The 25901-nt window shown below is 67.1% G+C and carries 21 protein-coding genes; 16 read left to right on the top strand and 5 right to left on the bottom strand.

The genetic code is table 11. The features are described from left to right. Positions 1 to 5 precede the first annotated feature (5 nt). The gene (locus ROZ00_00510) at positions 6 to 293 is read left to right on the top strand and encodes a DUF3862 domain-containing protein (GenBank protein ID MDT3734688.1); all 288 of its coding nucleotides are present in this window, start codon (positions 6 to 8) and stop codon (positions 291 to 293) included. A 62-nt stretch (positions 294 to 355) separates the two neighbouring features. After that, positions 356 to 1105, top strand: coding sequence for a hypothetical protein (locus tag ROZ00_00505; protein MDT3734687.1), 750 nt, complete (start codon positions 356 to 358; stop codon positions 1103 to 1105). Between the two features lie 49 nt (positions 1106 to 1154). Here ROZ00_00505 and ppdK read toward each other — a convergent pair whose 3' ends face one another. Next, a complete protein-coding gene (ppdK, locus tag ROZ00_00500; protein ID MDT3734686.1) occupies positions 1155 to 3947 on the bottom strand; it encodes a pyruvate, phosphate dikinase in 2793 nt (930 codons plus the stop codon). 165 nt (positions 3948 to 4112) lie between these two features. On the opposite strand from ppdK, the gene gstA reads away from it, so the two are divergent. The 3 genes from gstA (at position 4113) to ROZ00_00485 (ending at position 6656) form a co-directional block, all read left to right on the top strand. After that, positions 4113 to 4724, top strand: a complete 612-nt coding sequence (gene gstA / locus ROZ00_00495; protein ID MDT3734685.1) for a glutathione transferase GstA — start codon at positions 4113 to 4115, stop codon at positions 4722 to 4724. 64 nt (positions 4725 to 4788) lie between these two features. Next, on the top strand, positions 4789 to 6036 hold the full coding sequence (locus ROZ00_00490; protein ID MDT3734684.1) for a tetratricopeptide repeat protein: 1248 nt from the start codon (positions 4789 to 4791) through the stop codon (positions 6034 to 6036). 92 nt (positions 6037 to 6128) lie between these two features. Continuing rightward, positions 6129 to 6656 carry a ferritin family protein gene (locus ROZ00_00485; GenBank protein ID MDT3734683.1) on the top strand — a complete coding sequence of 176 codons (528 nt, stop codon included), beginning with the start codon at positions 6129 to 6131 and terminating at the stop codon, positions 6654 to 6656. Here ROZ00_00485 and ROZ00_00480 read toward each other — a convergent pair. Continuing rightward, positions 6634 to 7113 (bottom strand): hypothetical protein, encoded by a 480-nt coding sequence (locus ROZ00_00480; GenBank protein ID MDT3734682.1) that lies wholly within the window; start codon positions 7111 to 7113, stop codon positions 6634 to 6636. The genes ROZ00_00485 and ROZ00_00480 overlap by 23 nt on opposite strands. A gap of 93 nt (positions 7114 to 7206) precedes the next feature. On the opposite strand from ROZ00_00480, the gene uvrA reads away from it, so the two are divergent. Beyond that, on the top strand, positions 7207 to 12822 hold the full coding sequence (gene uvrA, locus ROZ00_00475; protein MDT3734681.1) for an excinuclease ABC subunit UvrA: 5616 nt from the start codon (positions 7207 to 7209) through the stop codon (positions 12820 to 12822). On the opposite strand, the gene ROZ00_00470 is transcribed toward uvrA, so the two are convergent. Next, positions 12819 to 13730, bottom strand: coding sequence for an aldo/keto reductase (locus tag ROZ00_00470; GenBank protein MDT3734680.1), 912 nt, complete (start codon positions 13728 to 13730; stop codon positions 12819 to 12821). The genes uvrA and ROZ00_00470 overlap by 4 nt on opposite strands. Positions 13731 to 13786: 56 nt before the next feature. Here ROZ00_00470 and ROZ00_00465 point away from each other — a divergent pair, with 56 nt between their 5' ends. From ROZ00_00465 to ROZ00_00435, 7 genes are read left to right on the top strand one after another with little or no spacing between them, the layout of a single operon-like run. Beyond that, positions 13787 to 14611, top strand: coding sequence for a peptidoglycan DD-metalloendopeptidase family protein (locus ROZ00_00465; GenBank protein ID MDT3734679.1), 825 nt, complete (start codon positions 13787 to 13789; stop codon positions 14609 to 14611). After that, positions 14608 to 15222 (top strand): TPM domain-containing protein, encoded by a 615-nt coding sequence (locus tag ROZ00_00460; protein MDT3734678.1) that lies wholly within the window; start codon positions 14608 to 14610, stop codon positions 15220 to 15222. Before ROZ00_00465 ends, ROZ00_00460 begins: the two co-directional genes overlap by 4 nt. Then, positions 15219 to 16166, top strand: coding sequence for a TPM domain-containing protein (locus ROZ00_00455; protein MDT3734677.1), 948 nt, complete (start codon positions 15219 to 15221; stop codon positions 16164 to 16166). The genes ROZ00_00460 and ROZ00_00455 overlap by 4 nt, the downstream gene beginning before the upstream one ends. 48 nt (positions 16167 to 16214) lie before the next feature. Continuing rightward, a complete protein-coding gene (nosD, locus tag ROZ00_00450) occupies positions 16215 to 17426 on the top strand; it encodes a nitrous oxide reductase family maturation protein NosD (GenBank protein ID MDT3734676.1) in 1212 nt (403 codons plus the stop codon). A 32-nt stretch (positions 17427 to 17458) separates the two neighbouring features. After that, the gene (locus ROZ00_00445) at positions 17459 to 18667 is read left to right on the top strand and encodes an MFS transporter (protein ID MDT3734675.1); all 1209 of its coding nucleotides are present in this window, start codon (positions 17459 to 17461) and stop codon (positions 18665 to 18667) included. 60 nt (positions 18668 to 18727) lie between these two features. Next, complete coding sequence (locus ROZ00_00440) at positions 18728 to 19405, top strand: hypothetical protein (GenBank protein ID MDT3734674.1); 678 nt, start codon at positions 18728 to 18730, stop codon at positions 19403 to 19405. 8 nt (positions 19406 to 19413) lie between these two features. Then, positions 19414 to 20055, top strand: a complete 642-nt coding sequence (locus ROZ00_00435) for an FMN-binding negative transcriptional regulator (GenBank protein ID MDT3734673.1) — start codon at positions 19414 to 19416, stop codon at positions 20053 to 20055. A 211-nt stretch (positions 20056 to 20266) separates the two neighbouring features. On the opposite strand, the gene ROZ00_00430 is transcribed toward ROZ00_00435, so the two are convergent. Together ROZ00_00430 and ROZ00_00425 are read right to left on the bottom strand one after the other, a co-directional pair. Next, positions 20267 to 22351 carry a hypothetical protein gene (locus ROZ00_00430; protein ID MDT3734672.1) on the bottom strand — a complete coding sequence of 695 codons (2085 nt, stop codon included), beginning with the start codon at positions 22349 to 22351 and terminating at the stop codon, positions 20267 to 20269. A 328-nt stretch (positions 22352 to 22679) separates the two neighbouring features. Continuing rightward, positions 22680 to 23117: a hypothetical protein gene (locus ROZ00_00425; protein ID MDT3734671.1), complete on the bottom strand. Its 438-nt coding sequence runs from the start codon at positions 23115 to 23117 to the stop codon at positions 22680 to 22682. A gap of 131 nt (positions 23118 to 23248) precedes the next feature. Between ROZ00_00425 and ROZ00_00420 the strand changes: the two genes are divergently transcribed. Genes ROZ00_00420 through ROZ00_00410 form a run of 3 tightly spaced genes read left to right on the top strand, consistent with a single transcriptional unit; the run spans position 23249 to position 25874 of the window. Further along, positions 23249 to 23944, top strand: a complete 696-nt coding sequence (locus ROZ00_00420; GenBank protein ID MDT3734670.1) for a transglutaminase domain-containing protein — start codon at positions 23249 to 23251, stop codon at positions 23942 to 23944. Further along, positions 23941 to 25047, top strand: coding sequence for an alkene reductase (locus ROZ00_00415; protein ID MDT3734669.1), 1107 nt, complete (start codon positions 23941 to 23943; stop codon positions 25045 to 25047). The genes ROZ00_00420 and ROZ00_00415 overlap by 4 nt, the downstream gene beginning before the upstream one ends. 5 nt (positions 25048 to 25052) lie before the next feature. Next, on the top strand, positions 25053 to 25874 hold the full coding sequence (locus tag ROZ00_00410) for a crotonase/enoyl-CoA hydratase family protein (GenBank protein ID MDT3734668.1): 822 nt from the start codon (positions 25053 to 25055) through the stop codon (positions 25872 to 25874). Positions 25875 to 25901 lie beyond the last annotated feature (27 nt).

Here is a 25901-nt window from a genome sequence, read left to right as displayed (position 1 = left end):
TCGTCATGCGCATGCGTTTGCTGCTGCTGGGCACTGCCGCCCTCCTCCTCGCCGCCTGCGGTTCGAAAATCTCCGCGGAGAACTTCGAGCGCATCCAGACCGGCATGAGCCAGAAGGAAGTCGCCGCCATCCTCGGCGAGCCGACCGAGACCAGCGCCGTCAGCGTCGCCGGTCTGTCCGGCGGCATGGCCACCTGGCGCGACGGCAACACCACGATCTCCATCCAGTTCCTCAACGACAAGGTGCAGGCCAAGCAGCTCAGCCGGGAAGCCGGCAGGCCCGAGGCCAAATAGCCGTTACGCGGCCCGCCGGGTTATGGCATAGTACGGTTCCATACCGCACACGGGGAGGGCGTATGGGAAATGCAGAAACCGCGGCCGCAATCGACGGCCACCTGATCATCATCCTCGGCATCATGGTCGCCGCCGGCCTGCTCGGCGGGCTGGCCAACTTCTTCCTCAACGAGCGCGACAGCAATTCGCCCTGGGGCAGCGCCGGCCGGCACATGGTGCTCGGCGTCGTCGCCGCCCTGACGGTGCCGCTGTTCCTCAACATGATGTCCAGCCACCTGCTGGAAGCCACCCGGCTGAAATCCAGCGAACTCTTCGTCTTCGCCGGCTTCTGCCTGCTTTATGTGGTGGTGACGCGGCGCTTCTTCGAGAACATCGCCGCCCGCCTGATCGGCCAGGTCGAGCAGGTGCGGCGCGAAGTGAAGCACCTGCAGTATGCGAGCGAACGCGCCCCGCTGCCGGCCGCTGCGGCATCGGCGGCCCGCGCCGCCGAGCCGGAAGCCGTGCCCGAGCCGGCGCCGGCCTCCATCGTCGAGCTGCCGCGCAACGCCGTGAGCTACGGCGACATCGAGCTCATGCGCGCCGTCGCCGAAGGCAACGCCATCTACGGCGCCAACACCGGCCTGGCCGCCAGGACCACCCTGCCGAAGGACCAGATCGCCGCGCGCCTGGCGGCGCTCAAGGCGATGGGGCTGATCGAGTCGAAGATCGACGAACGCAACGTCGTGCGCTGGCACCTGACGCCGAAGGGCCGCTCGCTGATCGACGGCATCAGCGCCGCCGCCTCGCTCGAGGAGCGGCGCGACGCCAGCTGAAAAACCGTAGGTCGGCCTGAAGGCCGACCTACGCCCGCCCCCTCCCGCCTTACACCGGATCCGCGTACTGCCCCTCCAGCAGCTTCGCCTGCGCCGCCGCCAGCCGTGCGATCGGCACGCGCGGGCCGGAGCACGACACGTAGTTCAGCCCGATGTGGTGGCAGAAGCGGATCGAGGCCGGATGGCCGCCGTGCTCGCCGCAGATGCCGATCTTGAGATCCGGATTGGTCTTGCGCCCGTTCTCCACGGCGATCTTCATCACCTGACCCACGCCCTTGACGTCGAGCACCTCGAAGGGATTGTCCTGCAGGATGCCCGACTCGTTGTAGGCCGGCAGGAACTTGTTCTCGGCGTCCTCGCGCGAGAAGGAGAAGGTGGCCTGGGTCAGGTCGTTGGTGCCGAAGGAGAAGAACTCCGCCATCTCGGCCAGGCGGCCGGCGCGCATGCAGGCGCGCACGACTTCGATCATGGAGCCGAACTTGAAGCGCACGTTGATGCCGTGGGTGAGCTCCACCACCTTGTGCAGGCGCTGCACGTAGCCGTGGATGCGGCGCAGTTCCTCCACCGTGGCGACCTGCGGCACCATGATTTCCGGATGCACCTCGACGCCCTCCCTGGCGCACTGCGCGGCCGCCTCGAGGATGGCCTGGATCTGCATCGAGTAGATCTCGGGATAGGTGATGCCGAGGCGCACGCCGCGATGGCCGAGCATCGGGTTCACCTCGGAGAGCGCGCGCACCTTCTTGAGGACCTTCTCCTTCTTGGCGATGACGTCCTCCTCGAGGTGGGACTCCTTGAAGGTGTGCAGGCCGTCCATCAGCTTGACGAGGCCGTCGGCGTACTGCTGGTAGAGCTTCGGATTGAGCAGCTTCAGCGTCTCCGGCAGTTCCTCCAGGCCCTTGATGGTGTCGCGCAGGTGGTGCAGGTGGGCGATCTCCAGCTCGAGCTGCGCCGCCGTCGGCAGGAACTCGTGCATCGGCGGGTCGAGCAGGCGCACCGTCACCGGCAGCCCCTTCATGGCCTTGAAGATGCCCTTGAAGTCGGCGCGCTGGATCGGCAGCAGGCGGTCGAGCGCGGCCTGGCGCTCCTCCTGCGTTTCCGCCAGGATCATCTCCTGCACGATGGGCAGGCGGTCGGTGCCGTTGAACATCCGCTCGGTGCGGCACAGGCCGATGCCCACGGCGCCGAAGGCGCGCGCGCGCGCGGCGTCCTCCGGCGTGTCGGCGTTGGCCATCACATGCAGTCTTGCGATCTCGTCGGCCCACTCGAGCAGGACGGACATCTCCTCCGACACCTCGGCCTCGACGGTCGGCACCTCGCCGGCGTAGACATGGCCCGAGCCGCCGTCGATGGTGATGACGTCGCCCTCGTGCAGCGTGGCGCTGCCGATCACCGCCCGACGGGCGACGACGTCGATGACGATGGCCTCGCAGCCGGAGACGCAGGGCTTGCCCATGCCGCGCGCCACCACGGCGGCGTGCGAGGTCTTGCCGCCGCGGCTGGTGAGGATGCCCTGCGCCTGGAAGAAGCCGTGGATGTCCTCGGGCTTGGTCTCCTCGCGCACGAGGATGATGCGCTCGCCGGCCTTGCCGCGCGCTTCCGCCGTGTCGGCGTCGAAGACGATCTTGCCGGAGGCGGCGCCGGGCGAGGCCGGCAGGCCCTGCGCCAGCGACTTGCCGCGGAAGGAGGGCGAGAGCTGCGGCACCAGCAGCTGCTCCAGCATGGCCGGATCGACGCGCAGGATCGCGCGCTCCTTGCCGATGAGGCCTTCGTGGAACATCTCCACCGAGGTGCGCACCATGGCGCGCGCGTTCATCTTGCCGTTGCGCGTCTGCAGGCAGTAGAGCCGCCCCTTCTCGATGGTGAACTCGAAGTCCTGCACTTCCTTGTAGTGCGACTCCAGCCGGTTGTGCAGCTCCATCAGCTGGCGGTAGATCTCCGGCATCTCCTTTTCCATCTCGGCGATGGGCTTCGGCGTGCGGATGCCGGCCACCACGTCCTCGCCCTGGGCGTTCACCAGGTACTCGCCGTAGATCAGGTTCTCGCCGGTGCCCGGGTTGCGCGTGAAGCCGACGCCGGTGCCGGAATCGTTGCCCATGTTGCCGAACACCATGGTGCACACGTTCACCGCCGTGCCGTTGGCCATGTCCTTGGTGATCTTGAACTGCTTGCGGTAGTCGACGGCGCGCTTGCCCATCCAGGAGCGGAACACCGCGCCGACGGCGATCTCCAGCTGCGCGTAGGGATCGGCCGGGAAGGGCTTGCCGGTGTGGCGCTGGATTATTGAAAGGAACTCGCCGGCCAGCTCCTTGAGGTTGTCTGCGGACAGATCGACGTCCTGCAGCGCGCCGTACTTCTTCTTGACGGCGTGCATCCTCTCGTCGAAGGCCTCGTCGGCGATGCCCAGCGCGATCTTGCCGAAGAGCTGGACGAAGCGCCGGTAGGCGTCCCAGGCGAAGCGCGGGTTGGCGGTCTGCTTGATGAGGCCGGCGAGCGAAGTCTCGTTGAGGCCGAGGTTGAGGATGGTGTCCATCATGCCCGGCATCGACATCGCCGAGCCGGAGCGCACCGACACCAGCAGCGGATTCTCCGCGCTGCCGAAGCCCTTGCCGGTCTTCTTCTCCAGCGCCTTCATGTGCGACCTGATGCCGTCCATGAGTCCTTCGGGCAGCTGGTTGTTCTCCAGATAGGCGAGGCAGGCTTCGGTGGTGACGGTGAAGCCGGGCGGCACGTTGAGGCCGATCTGCGTCATCTCGCACAGATTGGCGCCCTTGCCGCCGAGCAGCATCTTGTCCTTGCCGTCGCCTTCCTCGAAATCGTAAATGAACTTGCGGGCTTTCATGATGGCCGGGCCTCGGTTGAAAATGAACCGTTGAGTGTGCCATGCGCAACTGCGGAAAACCATGCGCCGGACAGGGCCGATGCCCGAAAGATCGAGCAATTATTTTCAGGCACCCATAAGTTAAACTTGTCGTACCTATAAGACCGCCTCTCAGGAGAACCCAGAATGAAGCTGTACTACAGTCCCGGCGCCTGCTCCCTTTCCCCCCACATCGCGTTGCGCGAGGCCGGCCTGTCCTTCGACCTCGTAAAAAAGGACCTCCATTCCCAGAAGCTCGAGGACGGCAGCGACTTCCGCGACATCAATCCCAAGGGCTACGTGCCGGTGCTGATTCTCGACGACGGCGAGACGCTGACGGAGGGGCCGGCCATCGTCCAATACATCGCCGACCGGGTGCCGGAGAAGAAGCTGGCGCCGCCCGCCGGCACGATGGAGCGCGTGCGGCTGCAGGAGTGGCTCAACTACATCACCTCGGAGCTGCACAAGTCCTTCAGCCCGCTCTTCAACAAGCAGGCCTCGGACGACTGGAAGGCGGCGGCGCGTGCGCTGCTCGACCGCCGCATCGGTTACGTGGCGAAAGCGCTCGAAGGCCGCGACTACCTGATGGGCGACGCCTTCAGCGTGGCCGACTGCTATCTCTTCACCGTGCTCAACTGGACGCATTGGGTGAAGATCGACCTGTCCCGCTGGCCAAGCATCACCGAGTACCTCAAGCGCATCTCGGCGCGGCCGGCCGTGCAGGAAGCGCTGAAGGCGGAGGGCCTGCTCCGGGCATGACGGCCGTCCGGCACGGAGGGGCGACTAGCCGGCGCAGTCCGATTCCGCCTATCATGGCGTCGCTATGATTATCCAGAAAACCGTTCTCCTTTCCTGCCTGGCCCTGTCGCCCCTGTCGGCACTGGCGCAAACACACGCTCCTGCCGAAGACAAGCCGGGGCGCGTCGTGCTGGTGCCGATGTCGGTCGAACGGCCTGCCGGCGCAGGCTGGGCGATGGTCAGGCGCACCGAGACCGAGCTGGTCTTCGTGCGTCCCGCCGACAAGAACCGCAACAGCCGGGTCGCGATCTCGAGCAGCAAGGTGCCCGAAAAGCGTGCCCGGACGACGGAGGAACTGGCCGCCAATGTGCGCGAGGACCTGAAAAAGAACGCCGGCGACAAGCGCTTCGAGGTGCTCTCGGAGGACGTCAAGCCCGACCCGGCCGCCGACCGCAAGTGCGTGCGCTATCACCAGCGCGCCCGCGACCTCGGCGCAAGGGGATCGGACGGCAAGGCGCAGCTCATCGATCTTCACGGCCTCGCCTGCCTGCACCCGGCGGACGAGGGCATCGTCATGGCCACGACCCTGTCCGAGCGGGGATCGGCCGTGGGCGACGCCGCAGCCATGGCGGACGAAGCTGCACGCTTTTTCGCCGGCGTCAGGCCGCACGCGCCCCTCAGGGGGAATGACTGGCAACCGCTCGCCGAGAAGGGCGACGCCAACGCCCAGGTCTGGCTCGCGCGCAAGCTGTTGCAGGGCGGCAAGCCGGAGGACGCCATCGCCTGGCTGGTCCGCGCGGCGGACCAGGGACACCTCGATGCCCAGACCCTGCTCGGCCTGGCCTACCTCACCGGCCGTGCCGCGAAGCGCAATCCGCAGGAAGCCGTCAAGCTGCTGCGCATGGCGGCAGAAAAGAACTACCCGAAGGCCGAGGGGCTGCTGGCCCTGGCCCTGATCAGCGCGCCGGAAGTACGCAACGAGGAGGACGGCCGGCGCTGGGCCGCCAAGGCGGCGGCCGACGGCGATCCGCTCGGCCAGGCGCTGCTCGGCGAGCTTCTGGTATTCGGCCGGGCCGGCATGGAAAAGAACGAAGCCGAGGGCGCCGCCTGGGCCCGCAAGGCTGCCGAGCAGGCCGACGCGCGTGCGCAATTCCTGCTTGCAGGCCTGCTGTCCAACGGCGTCGGCGTGGAAAAGGATCTGGCCCAGACCCGCTTCTGGCTGGAACTCGCCGCCGCACAGGGACATGCCGAGGCGCGGAAAATCCTGGAGCAGTCAAAGCGCCCGGCGGGCCCGGCAGCGGCACCGGCCCCCGCACCCGCGGAGAGCAAGTGACCGCTCCGGCGGGACATGGTGCACCGCGTCTTTATCTTGAAACTTTCCAGGCGTAGGCTGGTCTCCTAAAAAACTTCAATTGGAGAGCAGTCATGGCCAGCGCGACACCCATCGGCAATCTCGCCGAGTGCTACGCCAATGCCCTCGCCATCGAACGCGAGGCGGCGTCACGCAGCGCGCAGTTCGCGGAATATCTCGAGGACCACGGCGAACAGGCGACGGCAGCGCTGTTCCGCAAGCTGGCGCGCTTCGAGCAGCAGCACGTCGAGGAACTCGAGCGCCGCAGCGCCGGCATGCCGCTGCCCGCCCTGCGGCCCTGGGAATTCAGCTGGCTCGACGACGCCCCCGCCGAACAGGTCGACCACCAGTTCGTCTTCCATCTCATGACGCCTCACGATGCGCTGAAAATCGCCCTGGGCGCCGAAAAGCGCGCGCAGGCGCTCTACGAGCAGGCCATTGCCGCGAGCGAGGACCCGGAAGTGCAGCGGCTGGCGCGGGAACTGGCCGGCGAGGAAATCGAGCACATCGCCTGGCTGGAGGACGGCCTGAAGAAAGTGCCGCGCCCCCTGACCACCGAAGACGACTACGAAGCGCTGTTCAGTGCTTCGTCTTCCCACTGATAAAGGCGACCGGAAACACCACATCCGCCGCCGCGTGCTTCTGCGGCGCGTTCTGGTAGTCCGGCATGTGCGGGGCGGCGTTGCCCGTCGCCGACATCAGCTTGCCGATCAGCACCTGGATCTGGTCGGAAAACCATTCGTCCTCGAATCGCGTCGGCAGGAAGCGCAATTCCCTGACGCGCTCGGGGATGTCTGAGGCCTCGATCACGTCGTCGGCGGCATAGGCGCCGGAAAAGAAGCGCCCGGCGAGGAAGCGCAGGATATAGCCGCCTTTTCCATCCGCAGCCAGCACGAAAACGCGCGCGCCGGAAGGCGCTTCGTCGTCCTCCTCCTCGAACACCGGATGCACGGCGAAGGCCGCGGCGTTGCGCTGGACGACATACTGCACGGCTTCGTCGAAGGACAGGCGGTTGTCTTCGAACATCGGCTGGACGTTGCCGGATTCTTCTGTTGTCATTGGGGTTTCTCCGTTGGAGCGGATACCCTAGCAGTTCGCTCCCGCCTGTGGCAAGCTGGCTTTTCTCTCCGGCAATTCAATTCCTCTATATAAATGCCCGACAAGAAGCAGCCCGTCATCGCCATCCGCGGCGCGCGCCAGAACAACCTGAAGAACCTCAGCCTCGACCTCCCCACCGGCCAGCTGGTCGTGGTGACCGGCGTCTCCGGCTCGGGCAAGAGCTCGCTGGTCTTCGACACGCTCTATGCCGAGGGACAGCGCCGCTACGTCGAGACCTTCTCGCCCTACGCGCGGCAGTTCCTCGACCGCATGGACAAGCCGCAGGTGGACCGCATCGACGGCATCCCGCCGGCCATCGCCATCGACCAGACCAACCCGGTGCGCACCTCGCGCTCCACCGTCGGCACCATGACGGAACTGAACGACCACCTCAAGCTGCTCTACGCCCGCGCCGCGCGCCTCCACTGCCGCCGCTGCGGCCAGCCGGTGCGGCGCGACACGGCGGAGAGCATCCACGCCGCAATAGTCAGTCGCTGCGGCACGGCGCACGACCCGCGCCTCATCGTCGCCTTCCCGGTCGAGGTGCCGCACAACTTCGGCGAGGAGGAGGTGCTGCGCCTGCTGGAGGCGCAGGGCTACACGCGCATCCACGCCCGCCGCGGCAGGACGCTCGAAGTGGTGCAGGACCGCTTCCGCCTCGCCGGCGCCGAGCGCGCCCGCGTCGTCGAGGCGCTGGAGGCGGCGCTGCGCGTCGGCCAGGGCCGCGTCGCCGTCTACCCCCTCGGCGAAGACGGCACGCCGGCGACGCCATGGAAATTTTCCACCGACCTGCACTGCGCCGACTGCGACATCCACTACGCCGAGCCGGCGCCGAGCAGCTTCTCCTTCAACTCGCCGCTCGGCGCCTGCGAGGCCTGCCGCGGCTTCGGCCGCATCATCGGCGTCGACTACGGCCTGGTGGTGCCGGACGAATCGAAGACGCTGGCCGGCGGCGCGGTGAAGCCCTGGCAGACCGAGTCCTACCGCGAGTGCCAGGACGACCTGCTGCGCTTCGCGAAGAAGCGCGGCGTCGCCACCGACATCGCCTGGCGCGACCTGCCGCCGGAGGACCGGCGCTGGGTGCTGGAGGGCGACCCGGAATACGTCAGCCTGAAGCGCTCCTGGCCGCGCCACTGGTACGGCGTCAAGCATTTCTTCGCCTGGCTGGAGACCAAGGCCTACAAGATGCACATCCGCGTGCTGCTGTCGCGCTACCGCGCCTACACGCCCTGCGCGGCCTGCAACGGCGCGCGCCTCAAGCCCGAGTCGCTGCTGTGGAAGCTCGGCGCGGAAAAGCATTCCATCCACGACCTGATGCTGCTGCCGATCGACCGCTGCCGCGACTTCTTCGCCACGCTCGCCCTGCCCGCGCCGCTGGACGAGGCCGCCGACCTGCTGCTCGGCGAGATCCGCACGCGGTTGAACTATCTCTGCGAGGTCGGCCTCGGCTACCTCACGCTCGACCGCCAGTCGCGCACGCTCTCCGGCGGCGAGGTGCAGCGCATCAACCTCACGACGGCGCTCGGCACGTCGCTGGTGAACACCCTGTTCGTGCTCGACGAGCCGTCCATCGGCCTGCACCCGCGCGACATGGGCCGCGTCATCGGCGTCATGCGGCGACTGCGCGACGCCGGCAACTCGCTGGTGGTGGTCGAGCACGACCCGCAGATCATGCACGAGGCCGACATGCTGCTCGACATGGGGCCCGGCCCCGGCGAGCGCGGAGGCGAAGTGGTGTTCTTCGGCCGGCCGCAGGAAATGCGCGAAGCGAGGACGCTGACGGCGGAATATCTGTCAGGGCGAAAACGAGCGGACGGTGTAACCCCCTTTGTCCCACGGGGATTTCCTTCGGTCAGAAAAGGGGGTGGCGCGGCAGCGCCGGGGGATTTAACGGCGGCTGCAGAAATCCCCCCCGGCCCCCCTTTTGCAAAGGGGGGAGAAGTGCTCGAAATCCTCGGCGCCGCCGAGCACAACCTCAAAAACATCGACGTCGCCCTGCCGCTCAACCGCCTGGTCTGCGTCACCGGCGTCTCCGGCTCGGGCAAGTCGACCCTGGTGCAGGACGTGCTCTACGCCGCGCTGCGCAAGCAGAAGGGCAAGCCGACCGAAGCACCGGGTGAACACCGCGCCCTGCGCGGCGTCGAACACATCGCCGAAGTGGCGATGGTGGACCAGACGCCGATCGGCAAGACGACGCGCTCCAACCCGGCCAGCTACGTCGGCGCCTTCGACCCGATCCGCAACCTSTTCGCRMRMAGCGAGGTKTCGAAGGAGCGCGGCTACACGCCGGGCACCTTCAGCTTCAACTCCGGCAACGGCCGCTGCCCGACCTGCGGCGGCAACGGCTTCGAGCACGTCGAGATGCAGTTCCTCTCCGACGTCTACCTGCGCTGCCCGGACTGCGACGGCAAGCGCTTCCGCGCCGAGGTCCTGGAAGTCGCGCTCGAAGGCAAGTCGATCGCCGACGTGCTGGAACTCACCGTCGCCGAGGCACTGACTTTTTTCGCCGACCGGCCCGAGGTGCTGGCGCGCCTGGCGCCGCTGGCCGACGTCGGCCTCGAATACCTGCGCCTCGGCCAGCCGGTGCCGACGCTCTCCGGCGGCGAAGCGCAGCGCCTCAAGCTCGCCGGCCACCTCGCCGACAGCGACACGGCGGGCAGGCCGACGCTGTTCCTCTTCGACGAGCCGACGACGGGCCTGCACTTCGACGACATCGCCAAGCTGCTCAAATCCTTCCGTCGCCTCGTCGCCGCCGGCCATTCGCTGGTGGTGATCGAGCACAACCTCGACGTCATCCGCGCCAGCGACTGGATCGTCGACCTCGGCCCCGAGGGCGGCGAGGCCGGCGGCGAGCTGGTCTGCGCCGGCACGGTGGCGGAGGTCATGGCCTGCGCGGCGTCGCACACGGGGAAGGCGCTGCGGGAATATGAGGCGGCGTTTGAAATCCCCCCTAGCCCCCCTTTTTCAAAGGGGGGAATCGCCGCGACCACACCCATAACCCCCTTTGCAAAAGGGGGTGGCGCGCCAGCGCCGGGGGATTTAATACGCATCCACAACGCCCGCGAGCACAACCTGAAGGGCGTGGACGTCGACATCCCGCGCAACCGCTTCACCGTCGTCACCGGCGTCTCGGGCTCGGGCAAGTCGACCCTGGCCTTCGACATCCTCTTCGCCGAGGGCCAGCGGCGCTACCTCGAATCGCTCAACGCCTACGCCCGCCAGTTCGTGCAGCCCTCGGCGCGGCCCGACGTCGACGCCATCTTCGGCATCCCGCCCACCGTCGCCATCGAACAGCGCACCAGCCGCGGCGGGCGCAAGAGCACGGTGGGCACGCTCACCGAGATCCAGCACTTCCTGCGCCTGCTCTACGTCAAGCTCGGCACGCAGCACTGCCCCGACTGCGCCGTGCCGATCGAGCCGCAGAGCGAGGAAGCCATCGCCGCGCGCATCCTGCGCGACTGGCGGGGCAAACACATCGGCCTGATGGCGCCGCTGGTGACGGCGCGCAAGGGCGTCTACACCGACCTCGCCAAATGGGCCTTGGGCAAGGGCTTCAGCCACCTGCGCGTCGACGGCGCCTTCCTGCCGACGGCGAAGTGGCCGCGCCTCGACCGCTTCCGCGAGCACGACATCGCGCTGCCGGTGGCCGACCTCGTCGTCTCGGCGGACAACGAGGCGCAACTACGCGCGGCGCTCGCCCGCGCGCTGGAATTCGGCAAGGGCACGGTGCAGGTGATCGGCCCGCTCGACGACCTCGTCCGCGCCATCCGCCAGGGGAAAAACGAAGCCAGGCTCGAGCTGCACGCCTTCTCGACCAAGCGCGCCTGCCCTTCCTGCGGCAGGAGCTTCGCCGAGCCCGACCCGCGCCTGTTCTCCTACAACTCCAAGCACGGCTGGTGCGAGACCTGCTACGGCACGGGGCTGGCCATCGCCGGCTTCGACGAAGAGCAGAGCGGCGAGGAGATCTGGTGGAACGAGTGGTTCGAAGGGGAGGCGCACGCCTGCCCGGCCTGCGAGGGCAAGCGCCTCAATCCGACCGCGCTGGCGGTGCGCTTCCGCGACCATTCCATCGCCGATCTTTCCGCCCTGCCGGTCTCCGGGCTCGAAGCGTTCTTCGCCAAACTCAAGCTCGCCGGCCGCGACGAGGCCATCGCCCGCGACATCCTCGTCGAGCTGCGCGCGCGCCTCACCTTCCTGCGCGAGGTCGGCCTCGACTACCTGGCGCTGGACCGCGCGGCGCCGACGCTCTCCGGCGGCGAGGCGCAGCGCATCCGCCTGGCCGCCCAGCTCGGCTCCAACCTGCAGGGTGTCTGCTACATCCTCGACGAGCCGACGATAGGACTGCATCCGCGCGACAACCGCATCCTGCTCGAGACGCTGGCGAAGCTCGAGGCCAAGGGCAACACCCTGGTGGTGGTCGAGCACGACGAGGACACCATCCGCCGCGCCGACCACGTGCTCGACCTCGGCCCCGGCGCCGGCACGCAGGGCGGCCGCGTCGTCGCCGAGGGCACGGCGGAGGAACTGATGCGCCACCCCGATTCCGTCACCGGCCGCTGCCTGGCGCAGCCGCTGCTGCACCCGCTCGCCGCGCGGCGAAAAGTCAGTCCCCGCGACACGGCGATCGAGATCCGCGGCGCCGGCCTGCACAACCTGAAAAACCTCGATCTCCGCCTGCCGCTCGCCCGCCTGACGGTGGTGACCGGCGTCTCGGGGTCAGGCAAGTCGACGCTCGCGCGCGAGGTGCTGCGCGACAACCTGCACCGGCTGGTGGCCGAGGGGCGCAAGCACAAGGCCGCGCCCCTGCACGGCTGCCGCGAACTGCGCGGCTGGGAAGCCGTCGGCCGCGTGCTGGAAGTCGACCAGACGCCGATCGGCAAGACGCCGCGCTCCTGCCCGGCCACCTACGTCGGCTTCTGGGACGCCGTGCGCAAGCTGTTCGCCGACACGGCGGAGTCGCGCATCCGCGGCTACTCGCCCTCGCGCTTCTCCTTCAACACCGCCGGCGGCCGCTGCGAGGCCTGCGAGGGCCAGGGCGTGCAGAAGATCGAGATGAGCTTCCTGCCCGACGTCAAGGTGCCCTGCGACGTCTGCAAGGGCACGCGCTTCAATGCCGAGACGCTGATGGTGCGCTGGAAGGGGATGCACATCGGCGAGGTGCTGGCCATGAGCGTGGACGAATCGGTGGACTTCTTCTCGGCGCATCCGTCCATCCACCACGCCCTGCGCCTGCTGCAGGACGTGGGCCTGGGCTACCTCACCCTCGGCCAGCAGAGTCCGACGCTCTCCGGCGGCGAGGCGCAGCGCATCAAGCTGGTGACGGAACTGGCGAAGGTGCGAAGCGACGCCGCCCCGCGCCGCGGCGTACAGAGCACGCGGAGCGCCCACACCCTCTACGTCCTCGACGAACCAACGGTAGGATTGCACATGGCCGACGTCGAGAAGCTGATCCGCGTCCTGCACCGCCTGGTCGACGGCGGCAACACCGTGGCGGTGATCGAGCACAACCTCGACGTGATGGCGGAAGCCGACTGGATCGTCGACCTCGGCCCGGAAGGCGGCGCGGCCGGCGGGCGCATCGTCGCGCAGGGTGCGCCGGAGCAGGTGGCGAAAGCGGCCTCGCACACCGGCCGCATCCTCAAGGACTTCCTGCGCGAGCGCTCGCGCTAGAGGGAATCGAAATGCTGCGCCATGCGCCGGCGCAGCGCCGCATCCGGCAGGCGGCCGAAGTTGGCGCCCATGTTTTCCCGCATGTGGTCGGGATTCGAGGTGGCGGGAATCGCGCAGGTCACCGCAGGGTGCGAGACGGCGAACTTGAGGAACACCTGCGCCCAGTTCATGCAGTCGATCTCCGCCGCCCAGTCCGGCAGCGGCCTGCCGCGCACGCGATCGAACAGCGCGCCGCTGTCGAAGGGCCGGTTGGCGATCACCGCCATGCGCCGCTCGGCGGCGAGCGGCAGCAGCCGGCGCTCCGGCTCGCGGTCGTGCAGGCCGTAGGTGAACTGCACGAAGTCGAAATCGGCCTTCTGCATCGCCTGAAGCAGGTCGTCGTGGCGCCGGCCGTGCGAGGTGGTGATACCGATGTAGCGGATGGCGCCGGCACGCTTCATCTCGCGCAGCACGTCCAGATGCCCCTCCCAGTCGAGCATGTTGTGGATCTGCATGAGGTCGAAGCGCGGCACGCCCCACAGCTTGCGCGAGGCCTCCATCTGCCGCCGCCCCAGCGCCTGGCCGTAGATCCACACCTTGCTGGCGGCGAACAGGTTCTCGCGCCCCTTCAGCCGCGGCAGCAGCTCGCCGATGACGCGCTCGGCCGTGCCGTACATCGGCGAGGAGTCGACCAGCCGCCCGCCCTGGTCGAAGAAGGCCTGCAGCACCGGCTGCAGGCGCGCCAGCGCGCCCGGGCTCGCTCCGCTGTCGAAAGTCAGCCACGACCCCATGCCGATCAGCGGGATGCGCTCGCCGGTCGAGGGGACCGGCTTGGTCAGCGGCGCACGTTCGGCCGCGAAGCCGGGCTGGAGCGCCAGCGCGAAGCCCAGCCCCGTCAGGCCCTGCAGAAAGCTCCGTCGCTTGTTCATGGGTTTCACCCTAGGTTCAAAACAGTGTCCGTGCAAGCCGTTACAATTCAGGCGCCATGAACACGCTTTTGCTTCGACTCGCCATCGCGGGGCTGAGTTTCCTCGCCGCCCTGTCCGCGCACGCCCTGCCGCAGGAGGCCGCCGTGCCGGGCGGCATCGCCCTCGTCCGCCTCGGCAACGGCCCCGAGCGGCCGCAGGCCTGGTTCGGCGAGCGGCGCGTCGCCGTCCTGCGCGACGGCCGGGGCTGGGTGGCGCTGGTCGGCCTGCCCCTGAGCCTGGAGCCCGGCCCGCATGCCCTGCGCGTCGCCGCCGGCGGCGCCGAGGAGACGAAGCCGGTCCGCGTCGCCGCCAGGCATTATCCGCTGCAGCGCTTCACGGTGCCCGACCACCGCAAGGTCGAGCCGCCGCCCGAGGACCTGCTGCGCATCGAGCGCGAACAGAAGCGCATCGACGAGATCAAGGCCGGTTTCCGCGACGAGCCGGACATCGACACCGCCTTCCGCCTGCCCGCCGCCGGGCGCCTCACCGGCCGCTTCGGCCTGCGCCGCATCATCAACGGTCTCGAGCGCATGCCGCACGCCGGCATCGACGTCGCCGTGCCGACCGGCACGCCGGTGCACGCCGCGGGAGCGGGCGTCGTCGTCGAGTCCGGCGACTACTTCTTCAACGGCAACTCCGTCTACATCGACCACGGCCAGGGCCTGGTCACCCTCTACTGCCACCTCGACCGCATCGAGGTGCTGCCCGGCGAGCCGGTCGCCGCCGGCCAGCGCATCGGCCTGTCCGGCAACACCGGCCGCACCAGCGGCCCGCACCTGCACTGGACGGTGCTGGCCAACGGCACGGCGGTCGACCCGCGACTTTTCCTGAGGAAGAAATGAACCTTTCCGAAACAGGGCGCAAGGAAATCGCCGAGCGCGCCGAGCGCCTCGAGGCGCGCACCGGCGTGCAGGTCGCCGCCGCCGTCGTCGGCAGATGCGACGCCTATCCCGAGATTCCCTGGAAGGCCTTCGCGCTGTGCTCCGCCCTCGCCGCGCTGGCGGCCATCGCGCTGCTGCAAAACGCCGTGCTGGCGGGACTGACTTTTCTCGGCGCAGGGGCGGCGGCCGCGCTGGCGGCGGTCTTCATCCCGCCCTTCGCCCGCCTCTTCCTCGACGCTGCCCGGCGCGAGACCGAGACGCGGCAGTATGCCGAATCCTTCTTCCTCGACCGGAACCTCGGGCGCACGGAAAATCGCAACGCGATCCTCGTGCTGGTCGGCCTGTTCGAGCGCAGCGTGGTGGTCCTGCCCGACAGCGGCCTGCGCCTCGGCGAGGCCGAATTGCAGGAAATCGTCGCGCGCATGACGCCGCAGCTCGCCGCCGGCCAGGTCGCGCCGGCCCTGCGCGCCGGCCTCGACGCGCTGGAGGCGCTGCTTGTCGCCAAAGGATTCGGCGGCGGCGCGGGTGCCGACGAGATCGCGCAGGAAGTCTTCGAGGAGAAAGGCGCATGAACAAGCTCGCCCTGTTCCTCGTCGCCGGCCTCGCCGCGCTCGCCGCGCTGGCCGCCGACGTGCCCTACCTCTCCGGCCGCGTCGTCGACAACGCCGAGATCCTCGGCGCCGAGACGAAGCTGAAGCTCGCCGAACAGCTGAAGGCGCACGAGGCGGAAACCGGCAACCAGATCGCCGTCCTCACCGTGCCCTCGCTCGAGGGAGAGAGCGTCGAGTCCTACGCCGAGCAGGTCTTCAACGCCTGGAAGCTGGGGCAGAAGGGCAAGGACAACGGCGTGCTGGTGCTGGTGGCGCCGGACGATCGGCGCATGCGCATCGAGGTCGGCTACGGCCTCGAAGGCACGCTCACCGACGTCGCGGCGAGCCGCATCGTCCGCAACGTCATGACGCCGCGCTTCAAGGAGGGCAACTTCGACGCCGGCGTGGCGGAAGGCGTCGCCGCCGTCATCGGCCAGCTCACCGGCGCCGAGGCGCCGCCGGCCGAGGCGCCGCCCGCGGCGGAAGCGAAATCCGACAACTTCTTCGACGGCCCCGACCTGTCGCTCACCGAACGCATCCTCATCGGCGCCTTCATCTTCGGCATCATCGGGCTGTTCACCGTGCTCGGCATCCTCACGCCGGGCATGGGCTGGTTCCTCTACGTCTTCCTCATCCCCTTCTGGGCGATGTTCCCCATCGTCGTGGTCGGCACCACCGGCGCGCTCTGGCTGCTCGGCACCTACCTCGTCGGCTTCCCCATCGCCAAGCTGATCGTCTCGCGCATGCCCTGGTACGAGAAGGCCAAGCGCGACATCAAGACCAAGGGCACCGCCAGCATCGGCGGCTTCACCGTCGGCGGCAGCTCCGGCGGCTCGTCGTGGAGTTCCGGCTCGTCCTCTTCCGGCGGCGGCTTTTCCGGCGGGGGCGGCAGCTCCGGCGGCGGCGGCGCGTCCGGCAGCTGGTAGCTTGACTCAGGGCAAGGCAAGCTTCGCCACGGCGGCAACAATATCGCCGTGTCGTACAGACTGACTTTTCTCCTTTCGTTTCCCTTCGCGGCGGCGCTCGCCGCCCCGCCCTTGCCGCCGCTTCAGCCGCTGATCGACGCCACGCCCGCCGGCGGCACGCTGCGCCCGGCGCCCGGCCGCTATACCGGGCCGGCAACCATCGCCAGGCCCATCACGCTTGACGGCGGCGGCAAGGTCGTCATCGAAGGCGGCGGAAAAGGCACGGTGCTGTCGCTGTCGACAAGCGGCGCGGTGCTGCGCGGCATGCGCCTTACCGGCTCGGGCGACAGCCACGACGGCATCGATGCGGGACTGCTCGTCGAGGGCGACGACAACCTCGTCGAGGGCAACGTGGTGGACGACGTGCTGTTCGGCATCCACGTCAAACAGGGAAGCCGCAACCGCATCGCGAACAACCGCGTCAGCGGCCGCCCCGCCCCGCGCGGCGCGCGCGGCGACGGCCTGCGCCTGTGGTACAGCCGCCACAACCGCATCGAGGGCAACGCCTTCCGCACCGTGCGCGACCTCACCTTCGCCAACTCGCCCGACAACCTGATCCTCGGCAACACGCTGGCGGACGGCCGCTACGGCATGCAGTTCATCTTCTCGCCGCGCGCCATCGTCGAGAACAACCGCCTCTCGGACACCGACACCGGCATCGCCGTGCTCTACTCGCCGGAGCTCGTCGTGCGCGGCAACACCGTCGCCCACGCCCTCGACGGCGGCGGCGCCGGCATCGCCTTCAAGGACAGCGGCAATGCGCTGGTGGAAGGCAACGAGGTCCTGCATTGCGCCGCCGGACTCTCCGCCAACGCCCCGCTCAACGCCGAGGCCGCGCTCACGGTGCGCGGCAACCGCTTCGCCCACAACGTCGTCGGCATGTATTTCTACGGCGAGAAGGGCGGCCACCGCATCGTCGGCAACCGCTTCGAGAACAACCTGACCCAGGTGGCGGTCAGCGCCGCCGGCGTCGGCGAGGCCAACCACTGGCAGGGCAACGCCTGGAGCGACTACCAGGGCTTCGACCGCGACGGCGACGGCATCGGCGACACGCCGCACGAAGTCTGGCTCTACACGGACCGCATCTGGATGGAGACGCCGCGCGCGAAATTCTTCGCCAACTCGCCGGCGCTGGAGTTGCTGGATTTCCTCGAGAAACTGGCGCCCTTCGCCTCGCCCTCGCTCATCCTGCGCGATGCGGCGCCGCGGATGGCGCGGTAAAATGTTGGCCTGACCAACGATCGCCCCCCCGCTTGAACGCCCCACTGCCCCGAACCGACTGGCGCGCCGTGCTGGCCGCCGCCTTCTGCGGCGTCGCCGTGACCATGAACGTCGGCAAGGTACCGATCGCCATGGAGGCGCTGCGCGCGGAATTCGGGCTCTCGCTCGTCGCCGCCGGTTGGATCTCCTCGATGATCAACCTGATCGCGGTGAGCGGCGCCCTGCTCTTCGGCCTTTTCGGCGACCGCGTCGGCGCCATGCGCATGTGCTTCGCCGGCCTCGCCATCAGCCTGCTCGGCGGCCTCGGCGCGCTGCTCGCCGACGGGGAATGGGCGCTGCTGCTGTCGCGCTTCGCCGAGGGCGCCGGCATGGTCTCCGTCGCCGTCTCGGCGCCGGCCCTGCTCTCCGCCGCCAGCAGCCCGCACGATCGCCGCTTCGCGCTGGGCATCTGGAGCGGCTACCTGCCGGCCGGCGTCGGCATCGTCATGCTGCTGGCGCCGCTGGTCATGCCGCTCGGCGGCTGGCGCGGCCTGTGGCTGCTTACGCTGGCCATGCTGCTGCTGGCGACGGCCGCGCTGTGGCGCTCGCGCCCGGCCTACCGCATCGCCGCCCCGGGAGGCCGCGACCCGCATCCCGTCGCCGCCGCGCGCGAAGCGCTCGCGCAGCCGGAGCCGTGGCTGCTGGCCGCCGCCATGACCTGCTGGACGCTGCAGCACTACGCCCTCATCATCTGGCTGCCGACCTTCCTGCGCGAGCAGCGCGATCTGGCTGCGCCCCTGGTGGCGCTGCTCTCCTGCCTGATGGTGCTCGCCAACGTGCCCGGCAACCTGATCGGCGGCAGCCTGCTGCAGCGGCATTTCCATCGGGGCAATCTGATCGCCGGCGCCAATTTCGCCACCGGCCTGTGCGGACTCGGCATCTTCGCGGAGGCGCTGCCGGATGTAGCGCGCTACGCCTTGTGCCTGCTGCTCTCGTTCATCGGCGGACTCGTCCCCGCCTCGGTGCTCTCCTCCTCGGCCAGCTACGCCCGCACGCCAAGGCAGATCGGCACGCTGCAGGGCCTCTACATGCAGTTCGGCAACATCGGCCCCTTCATCGGCCCGCCGCTGATCGCCGTGCTGGTGGCCGCCAGCGGCCGCTGGACGGATGCGATGGTCGTCACGGGCAGCGCGGCGCTGGGCGGCATCGCGCTCGGCCTGCTGATCCGCCGGCGGGAAAAGAAGGTCGGCGACCCGCATTGACGATCACAATCGGCTGCCGCAAGATGGCCTTCCCCCAACGGCAAACGAAAGGAGCGCGTCATGCAAAGAAAAACACTATGGCTGGCCGCGGCCGGCGCGATGGGCGTCGTGGCGGGCTGCGCCACGATGCAATCCGGCCCCAAGGAAATGACCTTCTTCGTCACCAGCGCCAACCCCGGCAAGGGCGGCGACCTCGGCGGCCTCGAGGGCGCCGACCGGCACTGCCAGTCGCTGGCGCAGGCGGCGGGCGGCGGCCATCGCACCTGGCGCGCCTACCTCAGCACCCAGGCTTCCACGCTGGCCGGCACCGACTTCGTCAACGCCCGCGACCGCATCGGCACCGGCCCCTGGCAGAACGCCAAGGGCGAAGTGATCGCGCGCAGCGTCGACGACCTGCACTCGCCGAACAGCAAGCTGAACAAGGAGACGGCCCTCGACGAAAAGGGCCAGCTCGTCAACGGCCGCACCGAGAAGCCCAACAAGCACGACATCCTCACCGGCTCGCGGCCCGACGGCACCGCCTTCCCCGGCAAGCCCTTCCCCGACATGACCTGCGGCAACTGGACCAACGGCGGCGACAGCGGCGCCGCCATGACCGGCCACCACGACCGCGCCGGCCCGAGCGAGGCGAACTGGGCCGTCTCCTGGAACTCCGCCCACCCGACGCTCGGCTGCAGCATGGAGAAGATCCGCCCGACCGGCGGCGACGGGCTGTTCTACTGCTTCGCGGCGAGGTAAGCCGCCCGATGTACATCCCGCCCGCCTTCCGCGAAACGCGCACCGACGTCCTGCACGCACTCATCCGGCAGCACCCGCTGGGCCTGCTGACCAGCGCTGGTGCCAGCGGCCTGCTCGCCACGCCCGTGCCCTTCCTGGTCTATTCCGAGGAGGGCAACAGCGGCACCCTGCGCGCCCACGTGGCGCGGGCCAACCCGCACTGGCGCGACTTACCGGGCGTTGCCGAATGCCTCGTCGTGTTCATGGGGACGCAGGGCTACGTCTCGCCCTCGTGGTATCCAAGCAAGCGGGAAACGCAGAAGGTGGTGCCGACCTGGAACTACGTCACCGTGCATGCCTGGGGCAAGCCGCGCATCGTCGAAGATGCGGCCTGGCTGCGGCGGCAGATCGACGACCTCACGCACGCCCAGGAAAGCAAGCGCGCCGAGCCCTGGGCGGTCGGCGACGCCCCGGACGACTACGTCGCCGCGCAGATGCAGGCCATCGTCGGCATCGAAATCCCCATCGACCGCATCGAAGGCAAGTGGAAACTCAGCCAGAACCGTCCCGAGGCCGACCGGGCCGGGGTGGTCGCAGGGCTGAGTTCGCCGGACGACCCGAACGGGAATGCGGCGATGGCGGAACTGATGACGGAGCGCAATCGCCGATAGTTTCGGCGTTTCAGGGAAAAGTCAGTCGCTGGGATACGGCGATATTCTGACTACGATCAGGCGGTGATGATTGTCACGCGACTTCCGCTCATCGGCCAAAGCGGATGTTCATTCAGAAAACAGCTACTACCGCTTCCGGCCAGAAGCAGTCGCCCAACCAAATGCGGGAAACCGGACATCCGGTGGCCTGTGCCAAGGACTCTATACGAGTTTAAATGCCAAGCTGCTGGACATATTCTCTTGTCCTTGACGAATACGTCTTCAGCTTGATTTCCAGGAAAGAGGCACCAACCTTTGAGCCAAGTGCGTCAGGTTCTAAGTAGTACATAGGGCCGTTAAGACGAACAACTCCATCCCGTAGAAGCTTGTCGAGCAACGCGCGTCCAACCGATCCCTTAAGCATGCGCACATGCTCGATCTTGCCCTTGAACCTTGCGAGTTGCCCCTTACTGTGAGACCGGAAGGCCATCGTAAGGCGACGAAGTATCCGAAGCGCTTCCATCGTTCTAGGATCTTCATCCTGTATCGAGGGCGCTGCAAATGTCGACCACGGATAGGAAGTGGAATCTGGCCAGGCTACCTGAAGTTGCGCACCAACTCGCACGGTTGGTGCGGCAATAGCCGGATCAGCTATAAGTTCGGCAGCTTCCAATGTCACAGCACCTCCCTCAACAGCTAGTGGCTCTGCTTTTGGCTCTGCTTTCACAACCACTTGATTGCATGATAACTTCAAAGTCCGTGCATTAATCGAAATCGGTGCGACCAACTCAAGCTGGTCCCCAATGCCTAACTCGACTATGGTGTCTTCTGCATCGATGCTGACTCCTGCGACACGACGCCCCAGCCGAATAGTTCCTGTACACGGGGCCGTAAACTCAAGCCTATTTGCTTGCTCGTCAGGCCGGATGATCATGATTTCGACATCCAGCGCACCGCCATCCGCTCCCTCAACACTCAATCGAACGGTATCGCCAGGCTTCGACTTCGCAAGCACTGACTCGAAGACCAACCCAATGTGTTCGGTTGGTATTTCGGCTGTTGCCTTGATAGCTTCGCGGTAGAAATCGAAGAGGAACGGGTTTGGTGTGTGTTGTGCAAAGTTTGCATACCGCTCTGCGCCCTTCACGATGTCCCCGCGATGGCTTTGTAATGCAGCAGCGACAGTACTTGCCGCAAAAACGGCGCTAGACGGTGCTGTACCTGTTCCGTCTAGGAACGGATGCTGCGGTAGCAAGTTCTGAACTGCCTGCTCATACGCCGCGACCTGCTGCTGCGTGAGTTGCGAAGGCATGGGCGGTTGTGACAATTTGAAGAGACGGCACGCAAGTCTCTCAAGTTGCTCTTCCGGCTCGTATAGTCCGGCTGGCAGGCCAGGTAAGCTACTGTTCACCTGGGCAACAAGTTTCGTGGCTTCTCGGGCAAGTATCTCGTTGGAAAGACTAAGGAGCACCTCGCCTTCGAGCACGCGCCGCATCTCATCGTTAATTCGCGCAGGGTTGCTCTCGGAGGCAATTACCTTCGCTACTGCGTCTAGAACAGGAGCATACCCAACGAATCGGTTTGCATCATGTGCCGAAAGTTCTTGGAGACCAACCACAACCTTGTCGATCGCATCTTCGTACACCGTACGATGCAATTCGAGTGCACGCGCCAAGTCCGGATGCTCAGGCCTCCGGGTAGTTGCGTGGAAGGCCTTAGAAAGCTTGAAAAGCCGTGCCAGTACGAAGCGCTTGGCCTCGTCAGGCTCAAAAAGTTCAATATCGAAGATTGGAAGCTCAAGGTTTTCCCGCTCATTGAATATGGTCCACGCTTCCTCGATGATGCCGACTCTTCCCAACAAGACGACAGGGAATTTGCCCATCCTGGCGACTGCGGCCACATCCGAAAGAAATGCCTCAAATCCAGATTGCGTCACGCGAAGCCTTGCCTCATCTAGTGCGTCGATGAGGACGGCGGCGCGCCCAGCCGTCCAAGACTCCAAGAGGTTTGTATATACCAAACCGCCGACCATATAGTTGCCCGCGACCGTGGCTGCTTCCGCCAAGTCCAAATAGACGGCCCCAGTAGCGGCACAAATCTCCTTGGCAAGAGTCGACTTCCCGACAGCACCAGGCGCTCCAATAAGCCAGACGTTCTGCGTAAGATCATTGAAGTCGTCGCGGAGGGTAAGTTTTGCAGGAACATACGACTCATCGTGCTCGCAGTCGTTCTTCCACCCGGGATAAGGCTTCATTGATGCCGCTTGAACAAGCCCCGAAAATTTGTCTTGCCAAAAGTGCTTGATCGACGAATCCATTGTGCCCTCTATGAAGTGGCTGGCTTTGGATGGGGGACAGGTCACATCACAGTCACCGACCTACGTGATGCTAGACGATTTTTGCCCCGAAGCCCAGCCATCTTGGGCGAAGTGAAGGTCTGCTTGCTTTCAGAGGAACCGACCGCTATGGGTCGATAGCTTCAATTGCTGCCTGGCTGATACAACTTCCGCTTCGGCCGAGGAACGGTCGTTCCTTCAATTCAGGAACAAGCCGCTTGACGATGTTCGCCCCGTGTCTCGCGCAGAATCGCTCGCCTGTCGAGCAACTGTGTCTGCGTCCGCTCAGGGGTTGCGCCATGGAATTTTCCTACCGCTTTTCGAAAATGCGCTTTTCAATCTTCGTTCCGCGCTCGTTGGTCTCGGCCGCGAAATAACCGTCGCCGAGCCGGTAGAAATAGCGGCAGTCTCCCCACTTGCTTCCGTTTGCACGGGTCATGTCGCGGCAGAACTTTCCCGCGTCGTCGACTTTCCAGGTTCCGCTGCTGGGAAATTCCCGCCCGTCGGCGGCGCGCAGGCGCCCGGACACGGTGCCGTCCGCCTTGTAGTCGAAGCGGATGGTGCCGCCCTGGTTGTTGAAGCTTTCGCCCGACATCGTCAGGCCGGAGAGCAGGCTCACCAGTTCGGCCTGCGGGATCTGCTTCGCGCCCATGTCGAGCAGTTCGCCAAGATTGCTCTGGGCCGTCGCCGAAGTTGAGACGACGACAGCCAGCGCACCCAGCCACTTGCAGTATTGCGAGAACATCATTCCTCCCTGGATTTGAACGACAAGCGAGTCTATCCAAACGCCCGGATATGGCTATGCGCGGTGCAGCATAGTGCACCTTGCCTTCAGGGGCATGGCCGGCATAATGTCGTTTTCCCCAGAGCGACATCGTCATGATCCACACCCCTCCCGGCGCCTGGCCCGAGCCCGGCCCGGAATACCTCGCCAGCGCGCGCTTCATCGATTCCGGCACCGAATCCGTCCGCCGCTTCGCGCAGGAGACCGTCGCCGGCGCGACGTCCGACATCGAGAAGGCCGTACGGCTCTTCTACAAGGTGCGCGACGGCTGGCGCTACGATCCCTTCACCATGAGCCTCGACCCGGAGCCCTACGTCGCCAGCAACGTACTGAAGGCGAAGGCCGCCTACTGCCTGCCGAAGGCGATCCTGCTCGCCGCCGCGGCGCGCGCCGCGGGCATCCACGCCGCCATCGGCCTCTCCGACGTGGAGAACCACCTCACCACGGAGAAGCTGAAGGCCATGATGGGCGGCAAGACGCTGTTCATGCACCACGGCTACGCGGTGCTCTACCTCGGCGGCAAGTGGGTCAAGGCGGCGCCGGCCTTCAACATCGAGATGTGCGAGAAGTTCCACGTGCACCCGACCGAGTTCGACGGCACGGACAACGCCATCTTCCAGGAATACGACATGAAGAACCGCCGCCACATGGAATACGTGCGCGACCACGGCTGCTGGTCGGACTTCCCCTTCGAGAAGGTGATGGCGGATTTCCGCGCCTTCTATCCGGCGGAGGCGTACAAGAGTTTCGATCCGGGCGAGCTGTTCGAGGATGGGGTGAGGATTCCATGAGCGCAGGCAAGCTGTTTTCCCCTTTCACGCTGGGCGCGCTGACGCTGCCCAACCGCATCGCCATGGCGCCGATGACGCGCTGCCGCGCCAGCAACCCGGCCATCGCGCCGACGCCGATGATGGTGGAGTACTACGGCCTGCGCGCCGACGCCGGGCTGATCGTCTCCGAGGGCGCGCCGGTCTCGGCGCAGGCGCGCGGCTATGCCTTCACGCCGGGCCTCTACTCCGCCGAGCAGGTGGCCGGCTGGCAGGCGGTGACCCACGAGGTGCACAAGCAGGGCGGCCGCATCTTCGCCCAGCTCTGGCACTGCGGGCGCATCAGCCACGGCAGCCTGCGCGACGACAATGCGCCGCCGGTGGGGCCGAGCACGATCGCCGCCAACGGCAAGTCGATGGCGCTCGACCGCGCCACCGGCCAGGCGTCGCTGACGCAGTGCGAGGCGCCGCGCGCCCTGTCGACGTCCGAAGTGAAGGGCGTCGTCGGCGAATTCGTGCAGGCGGCGAAGAACGCCATCGCCGCCGGCTTCGACGGCGTCGAGATCCACGGCGCCAACGGCTACCTGCTCGACCAGTTCCGCTGCCCCTTCCTCAACGACCGCAAGGACGAATACGGCGGCTCGCTGGAAAACCGCTGCCGCCTGCACCTGGAGATCGCGCGCGAGGTGGCCGCGGCCATAGGCAAGGAGCGCACCGGCATCCGCCTCTCGCCGCACGGCCAGGCCAACGACATGCGGCCCGACCCCGATCCGATGGCGACCTACGGCTACCTCGCGGAGGAACTGCAGAAGCTCGGCCTCGTCTATCTCCACCTCTACGACCAGTCGACGAGCTGGATCCACGATCCCGACGACGAGCTGCTGCGGCTGATCCGCGGGAAGTTCACGAATGCGCTGATGCTGTGCGGCGCCTTCACCGGCAAGAAGGCCGAGGCGGCGCTCGCCGCCGGCAGCGGCGACCTGATCGCCATCGGCAAGCCCTTCATCTCCAACCCCGACCTGGTCTCGCGCCTGCGCCAGGGCGTGGAGATCGCCTCGTGGGACAGCAAGACCTTCTACCTCGGCGGCCACAGCGGCTACCTCGATTACCCGACCTTTACGGTGTGAAGGCCATGACGATACCGACCTGCGAAACCCTGAAGATCGAATTGGCCGACGGCGTCGCCACGGTCGAGATGAACCGGCCGGAGAAGGCCAACGCCATGAACCTGCGCATGTGGCTGGAACTGCGCGAGGCCTTCAAGTGGATCGACGAGGAGCCGTCGATCCGCGTCGCCGTCCTGCGCGGCAACGGGCCCTGCTTCACGGCGGGCATCGACCTGGAACTCCTCGCCGGCGTGCGCCAGGAAATCGCCGATCAATGCGACGGCCGCATGCGGGAGAAGCTGCGCCGCCTGATCCTCGACCTGCAGGACAGCCTGACCGCGCTGGAGCGCTGCCGCAAGCCGGTGCTGGCCGCCATCCACGGCCACTGCCTCGGCGGCGGCGTGGACCTCATCTGCGCCTGCGACATGCGCTACTGCTGCAACGACGCCAGCTTCAGCATCAAGGAGATCGACGTCGGCATGACGGCGGACGTCGGCACCCTGCAGCGCCTGCCGAGGCTGGTCGGCGAGGGCATGGTGCGCGAGCTGGCCTACACCGGCCGCGCCGTCGCCGGGCCGGAGGCGAAGGAGATCGGCCTGGTGAACCACAGCTACGCCAGCGCCGGCATGCTCTTCCACGAGGTGGCGAAGATCGCCGCCGTCATCGCCAAGAAGTCGCCGCTGTCGATCCGCGGCATCAAGGAGATGGTCACCTACGCCCGCGACCATTCCGTCGCCGACGGGCTGAACTACGTCGCCACCTGGAACGCCGCCATGCTGATGTCGGACGACCTGGCGGAAGCCATGACGGCGGCGCGGGCAAAGCGGGAGCCGAAGTTCCGCGATTGAACGTTTGCCGGGCGCGCTGCTCCAATC

This window comes from Denitratisoma sp., assembly GCA_032027165.1.
Taxonomy (GTDB): domain Bacteria; phylum Pseudomonadota; class Gammaproteobacteria; order Burkholderiales; family Rhodocyclaceae; genus Desulfobacillus.
The sequence above is the reverse complement of the archived record's forward strand: the minus strand, read 5'-3'. Positions and strand labels throughout refer to the sequence as shown.

Excerpts from the sequence above, each read along its gene's own strand:
- gstA (MDT3734685.1), top strand. The coding sequence starts at position 4,113 with ATGAAGCTGTACTACAGTCCCGGCGCCTGCTCCCTTTCCCCCCACATC.
- ROZ00_00460 (MDT3734678.1), top strand. The coding sequence starts at position 14,608 with ATGAACCTTTCCGAAACAGGGCGCAAGGAAATCGCCGAGCGCGCCGAG.
- ROZ00_00440 (MDT3734674.1), top strand. The coding sequence starts at position 18,728 with ATGCAAAGAAAAACACTATGGCTGGCCGCGGCCGGCGCGATGGGCGTC.
- ROZ00_00465 (MDT3734679.1), top strand. The coding sequence starts at position 13,787 with ATGAACACGCTTTTGCTTCGACTCGCCATCGCGGGGCTGAGTTTCCTC.
- ROZ00_00425 (MDT3734671.1), bottom strand. The coding sequence starts at position 23,117 with ATGATGTTCTCGCAATACTGCAAGTGGCTGGGTGCGCTGGCTGTCGTC.
- ROZ00_00435 (MDT3734673.1), top strand. The coding sequence starts at position 19,414 with ATGTACATCCCGCCCGCCTTCCGCGAAACGCGCACCGACGTCCTGCAC.
- ppdK (MDT3734686.1), bottom strand. The coding sequence starts at position 3,947 with ATGAAAGCCCGCAAGTTCATTTACGATTTCGAGGAAGGCGACGGCAAG.
- ROZ00_00510 (MDT3734688.1), top strand. The coding sequence starts at position 6 with ATGCGCATGCGTTTGCTGCTGCTGGGCACTGCCGCCCTCCTCCTCGCC.
- ROZ00_00480 (MDT3734682.1), bottom strand. The coding sequence starts at position 7,113 with ATGACAACAGAAGAATCCGGCAACGTCCAGCCGATGTTCGAAGACAAC.
- ROZ00_00505 (MDT3734687.1), top strand. The coding sequence starts at position 356 with ATGGGAAATGCAGAAACCGCGGCCGCAATCGACGGCCACCTGATCATC.
- ROZ00_00410 (MDT3734668.1), top strand. The coding sequence starts at position 25,053 with ATGACGATACCGACCTGCGAAACCCTGAAGATCGAATTGGCCGACGGC.
- ROZ00_00485 (MDT3734683.1), top strand. The coding sequence starts at position 6,129 with ATGGCCAGCGCGACACCCATCGGCAATCTCGCCGAGTGCTACGCCAAT.
- ROZ00_00470 (MDT3734680.1), bottom strand. The coding sequence starts at position 13,730 with ATGAACAAGCGACGGAGCTTTCTGCAGGGCCTGACGGGGCTGGGCTTC.
- ROZ00_00455 (MDT3734677.1), top strand. The coding sequence starts at position 15,219 with ATGAACAAGCTCGCCCTGTTCCTCGTCGCCGGCCTCGCCGCGCTCGCC.
- ROZ00_00420 (MDT3734670.1), top strand. The coding sequence starts at position 23,249 with ATGATCCACACCCCTCCCGGCGCCTGGCCCGAGCCCGGCCCGGAATAC.
- ROZ00_00490 (MDT3734684.1), top strand. The coding sequence starts at position 4,789 with ATGATTATCCAGAAAACCGTTCTCCTTTCCTGCCTGGCCCTGTCGCCC.
- ROZ00_00415 (MDT3734669.1), top strand. The coding sequence starts at position 23,941 with ATGAGCGCAGGCAAGCTGTTTTCCCCTTTCACGCTGGGCGCGCTGACG.
- ROZ00_00430 (MDT3734672.1), bottom strand. The coding sequence starts at position 22,351 with ATGGATTCGTCGATCAAGCACTTTTGGCAAGACAAATTTTCGGGGCTT.